Raw genomic sequence first — 5,855 nt, forward strand, 5'->3', positions numbered from 1 at the left:
CACCGTGAAGAAAATGATGAATATGTGAAGCTTGTAAGGAAATTTATTAAAAATGGAGTCCGAATTGGGAATGCTGCTTCTGGTACAAATAGTTAAAAGAGAGCAAAGAAGGTTCTTTTGCAAGTTTGAGTGTGCTTAAATTACTCCTATGAAAAAAGTATATCGTTCTATTATATGAACGAGTTTAATAATCAATATTTGTTAAAGAAACCTTTTCTTAAGAAAAGGTTTCTTTGTGTTCGCAAAGGTACAATTTTTGAGAATATAACAAAAAGTTTGCGACAGAACCTCACAAAATAGGCAACATTCCTAAAAATGCTCAATATTTCACAAAGTTGTCAATAACATTTGAGGTACACAAAAAAATACATAGTATTATAAATATATCAAGAACAGAAATACATATTATTTTTTCGATTTTTCATGCTACAGCAAGGAGGATACAGTAAATGATAGGTATGATGAATAATGGACAAGAACTTCCACCAGAATTATTCTATTGCATAGGTAATTTCCTTACAAGTTGGGTGTAATTTTTTTACCTTAAATTGCTCAATATTTCACAATTTTATATTGTTATGAAACTAACTATTAAAAATATTATTTTATAATTATATTAAGGAGGATAATAATGATGATACATATTCCAATACCAGATTATTTTGTATCCATGGTTTCATCATTTTTTATGTAGAAAATGAATTTATAACATAAAAGGTAGACATCTTCTTCATAAGAGTGGTGTCTACCTTTTTGTTTTAATTTACTTTTTGCTCACTTCTCATTTCCCATAATCCCCTAAAAAATGGCTGTCCTTTTGCGAGGTGTTCACATAACTGCTCATGTTTCTCAGACCATCCATTTTTTACTTCATCATAGAGACGTATCCAGACCTCTTCAAACTCCATATGTTGGACCGTTGCATATGATGATGGATCCCACTCTGTGTACCAATAGCGAATTTCAGCTGAATTCTTCATTGTATGTAATTGATCTAACGCCATAAATAATAATTGTTTTAACTGTCTCTCTTTACGAGTTAAACCGTTCATGAGATGCGGGGATGGCGATAAAATATGATGTTCCTTTTCTGTTTCTTCCATCCGGAGCTCATACTTTTCTGCTTGTACATTTTCTACCATCGCGTATACCATCTGCTCATGACGAGGTATAAGCCTACTTTTTCGAATCGGCACATTGTAGCCGATTGAATCTACAGCTATAATTCCTTTGCCATCTGTAACTACAAAACAATACTCTTGTTGCAAACGCTCGTGATTTTTACGAATATAAGCCTTATGATGTACGTCTTCCATTAATTTTTGCGGAAGCTCTAATAATTCGTTCTCGATGTAATGATATAATGTGGAATCTACTTTTAATAATGGTACTTGATCTAATAGTTCAATCGTATCATCTTTCCGCCACTCGTAAAATTGACAAACATTATACCCATTTTCTTCACCTTCAAACCAATTTATCCATACATCATGCAGATATAACATTCTCTACCCCTCACTTCACTACTGTTTTTACCAATCATTATGTTCATTTTTGTTAAAATTCATTCTACTAAAGGAAATATATTCTAAATATTATTTATTTCTGTTGCAAGCATTCTCATTTTGTTGTACCAGAATCTTTTAATCTGAATTTATACCGCGTCCCAAAAGGTACACGATTAAGCAGATCGAGAAAAAGACGACTATAACAAAATCAACGTTATATCGTGAAATCGAAAACCGTGGGCTCATGAGGGAATCTTGACTTCATTGTATCTATCCTTACAAATAGAATTACTAAAATGTCTCTGATTCAGAGACATTTCTTTTTATGGAATAAATCCTTAATGTACCTTTTGAAGGGGAGCAAAGAAACTCTGATAAAAATTTTATAGTACAAACGTATAATTTCTACACTTGAATTGAATAATCATAATGACATTGATGAAAGTGTGGGTAGGGCATATATGATGCATAACAAAAAAACGAAAAATCGAATAATACAGCCTAAATCATTTCCACATCAACCTCTATATGCAACAATCGAGGAAAATACAACATACATAAAACGTAGTTTGAACCATACAAATGATTTGAAAATTATAGAGCTACCATTCCAAAAGGAAGCAGGTATTCTTCTTTATTTAGAAACAGTGGCTGATGCAGATACGATTCAAAAAGAAATTATGAATCCACTTATGGAACATACACATGATCCAATAGAGACAGTAGTTTCAACTGTTAAATTTCAAAAAACAAATGATTTGAATCAAGTTATTACAATGCTATTAAAAGGGATAAGTATTATTTATATAGATAAAGATACTACCTTTTATCTGCTGAATACTGTCAAAACTATAAGTCGTGCCCCAGATGAACCTATAAATGAAAAAACAATTAGAGGCTCTCATGAGGGATTTATTGAAAGTATCGATACAAATTTAAATCTGATACGTAAAAGGATTGAGAATCCCCAATTAACAATCAAATATTCTGAATTGGGGAACGAAACGCATACAAAAATCGCAATCGTATATATGAATGACTTAGCTGATCTTATGAGTGTAGAGGAAATAGAACGACGATTACAGTCCATTTCGACAGATATGATATTTAGCCCAGGTTATCTAGAAGATTTTATAGAGGATTATCCCTGGTCCCCTTTTCCACATATATTATACACAGAAAGACCAGATCGAGTAATGGCCCACCTAATGGAGGGGCGTATCGCTCTATTAGCGGAGGGGAGTGCGGATGTTATCATTGTTCCTATCACATTGTTTGCTTTTTTTCAAACGCCTGATGATTTTAATAGTAGAATTTGGCCAGGCTCTTTGTTTAGATTACTACGGTTTATTAGCTTTGTTATTGCCTTAATCCTACCTGCGACCTATGTTGCTATTATCAGTTATCATTTTGAAATGATCCCGAGTGATATTATTGTATTAGTAAAAGGGTCTGTAGAAGGTATCCCATTTCCTCCTTTTATTGAGGCAATCATTATGGCATTCATGATTGAATTAATTCGAGAAGCTGGAATTCGCCTTCCAACTCCTATTGGCCAAACGATTGGTATTGTAGGGGGATTAATTATCGGTGATGCGGTGGTACGAGCGGGGCTGATATCTAACATCATGGTGATTGTAATTGCTCTTACTGCCATTGCTTCCTTTACTATTCCAACTTATGAGATGAGTTCTGCCACTCGTATCATTTCATTTCCTTTAATGGTGGCCGCTGCCTGCTTAGGTTTTGCAGGTATTATATTTGGTGGTATGTTCCTTTTGGCTCATTTGTGCAAATTAGAATCATTGGGGAAACCCTATTTTTCGCCACTTGCTCCATTAAATTTTACCGGTTTAAAGGACTCTTTTCTTCGTTTTCCTATATGGAAATTAAATAAGCGACCAAAAGATATACATCCTCAAAAAGAGTATCAACAATATTCAACCAGAGGGTGGGATGATAATGAATCCTAAGTATCAACTGTCAGGGCTACAATTCTTTTTTTTTATCGTACAAACTCAAATTGGAATTACAGTTCTTTCTTTGCCTTATGCCGTATTTCAACACGCAAGAACAGATAGTTGGCTTACAGTGATTCTAGCTGGTATATGTGTGAATGGATGCATTTTAATCATGTGGTTTTTAGCCAAAAGATTTCCTAAGGATACGATTTTTGAAATTATAAAAATCGTTTTTGGTATAAGGCTGGGACGTCTTTTTACAATATCCTATATCATCTATTTCATATTCATTATTAGTACCATTCTTTCTTTGTTTAGTAATATCATACAACTTTGGTTATTACCAAATACACCTAGTTGGATTCCGAAACTATTATTACTTTGTATTGGTATATATGTGGCAAAAGACAATATAAAAATAATCGCAAGATTCTTTGTATTAACAGCTATCTTTTTATTTCTTTTTCTTTTTTTGTCTATGTACGCTTTGAAAGACGCCAATTTTTTTTACATCTTACCAGTAGGGAAGAATGGAATCGATTCAATTTTAAAAGGCGTGCACGAAGGTTTTCTCTCCTTTCTAGGATTTGAAATTTTTATGATCCTTTTTCCGTATATCCAAACTAACGTTACTACAAAATTACGAATTGCATTCGCAGCTAATATGTTTACAACCTTTTTGTATACGATATTAACACTCATTTGTTTATTATTCTTTAGCCCGAAAGAAATGAAAATAATTCCGCAACCTATTTTATATCTCATTAAATCGTTTGAATTTAAGATTGTCGAAAGACCAGATATTTTATTTACAAGTACATGGATTATTCTTATATCCAGTACAATTATGGCTTATCTATATGGTGCTTCTCGTGGCTTACAGAGTATGTATGAAAAATATAAACGAAAAACATTTGTATATGGAGTGTCTATCATATCACTTATTATCACATTAATTTTTAATACCCCCGCTGAAGCAAATACTCTTTCACATATTGTCTCGAAGATTGGCCTTATATTTTCTTTAGGGCTTCCGCTTTTTTTGCTTATATTTTCTTTGTTACGCAACAAAACAAATAGATGAGGAAGAGATTGATGAAAACAACAAGGACTTTATGCGGTATACTATGTGTTTCCTTTATTTTAATGGGGTGCTGGGATCAGCGTTTATTAAAAGACAGTAGTCTAATTTTAGCAATCGGCATAGATTTGACAAAAAATAAAAAAATTGAACAAACCTTTTTGTATCCTAGATCAATCAAAGGGCAAAACGTGCATCAAGAGACGGTTTCTGCATCTGCAATAGGTGATACCAGTCGTAATGCAAAAGCACATGCTGATCAAAAAATTCCAGACCGATTTGACGCTTCCAAAAATCGACTTTTTTTATTTGGAAAGGATTTGGCTCAGCAAGGTATCTATTCTACATTAGATGTAATCTATCGTGATGCAAAAGGCCCTTCCAATGCAAAAGTAGCAATTGTAAATGGACGTGCAAAAGAGGCTCTTTCTCTTCGAATCAAAGATACCACTTTATCAAGTGAATATTATCCCAAATTATTGCATAGTGCAGAAGAAGTGGGACTTATTCAAAATCATACTGTTCAATCTATGTGTTCTATTATTTTTGCAGAAGGAAAAGATTTTATGATTCCCTATCTAGATTTGCTGAAATCGGAGAAACGTGCCTATCTTACCGGACTAGCGATGTTTCATCACGATAAATTTGTAGGTCACTTAGGAATTAAAGAATCCAGGGTATTCTTAATGTTAAATGGTCATAAAAATAAACATCAAAGCTTAACTCTACGAGTAAGTAATAAAGAACACATTAGAGACAAAAACTTTGTCAATATTGAAATACTACAGGTAAAAACAACTCCTAATATTTTTGTAACAAATGGAAAAGTAAAAGTAAACCTAGATATCCGTTTTCAATTAGGGATAAATGAATATGCAAATAATCATTTATATAGCAAAAAATACGTTCAAAAATTGAATCGGAAAATTAATAAAGAATTGACGCATCTTGTAAACAAAACAATATCAAACATGCAGAAAGTAAACTGTGATGGATTAGGAATTGGTCAAAGGATACAAGCTTATCACCCTACAGAGTGGAAACATATAAATTGGGAGACAACATATCCTCACATACCAATCACTGTACACGTTAATAATCAGATTATACAATATGGTATTATAAACTAATTACAGTTAGATTGCGTTATAAAATTTTGATGTGAACGCAGATTATGGAATTTTAAATAATTTGTCTAAAAGTCGCATTCTGCAGTGCCCCCGGTCAAGTAGACAGTATTTAAAAAGCGCAACTGAGGTGGTACAGTAAAACTGGAACACAGTATAGAGATAAATTATTCTATAT

General features: G+C 32.8%; 4 protein-coding genes. 3 read left to right on the forward strand and 1 reads right to left on the reverse strand.

Features of this window, described 5'->3' with window-relative positions:
* Positions 1–758 precede the first annotated feature (758 nt).
* A complete protein-coding gene (locus AB3X49_RS16500; protein ID WP_367963413.1) occupies positions 759–1,505 on the reverse strand; it encodes a YjbA family protein in 747 nt (248 codons plus the stop codon).
* 464 nt (positions 1,506–1,969) lie between these two features.
* On the opposite strand from AB3X49_RS16500, the gene AB3X49_RS16505 reads away from it, so the two are divergent.
* The 3 genes from AB3X49_RS16505 to AB3X49_RS16515 are packed head-to-tail and all read left to right on the forward strand — an operon-like array spanning position 1,970 to position 5,680.
* The gene (locus AB3X49_RS16505; protein WP_367963415.1) at positions 1,970–3,481 is read left to right on the forward strand and encodes a spore germination protein; all 1,512 of its coding nucleotides are present in this window, start codon (positions 1,970–1,972) and stop codon (positions 3,479–3,481) included.
* Positions 3,471–4,553 carry a GerAB/ArcD/ProY family transporter gene (locus AB3X49_RS16510; RefSeq protein ID WP_367963417.1) on the forward strand — a complete coding sequence of 361 codons (1,083 nt, stop codon included), beginning with the start codon at positions 3,471–3,473 and terminating at the stop codon, positions 4,551–4,553. Before AB3X49_RS16505 ends, AB3X49_RS16510 begins: the two co-directional genes overlap by 11 nt.
* A gap of 11 nt (positions 4,554–4,564) precedes the next feature.
* Positions 4,565–5,680, forward strand: coding sequence for a Ger(x)C family spore germination protein (locus AB3X49_RS16515; RefSeq protein ID WP_367963420.1), 1,116 nt, complete (start codon positions 4,565–4,567; stop codon positions 5,678–5,680).
* Positions 5,681–5,855 lie beyond the last annotated feature (175 nt).

This window comes from Bacillus sp. C30 (genome assembly GCF_040838255.1).
GTDB lineage: Bacteria > Bacillota > Bacilli > Bacillales > Bacillaceae_G > Bacillus_A > Bacillus_A mycoides.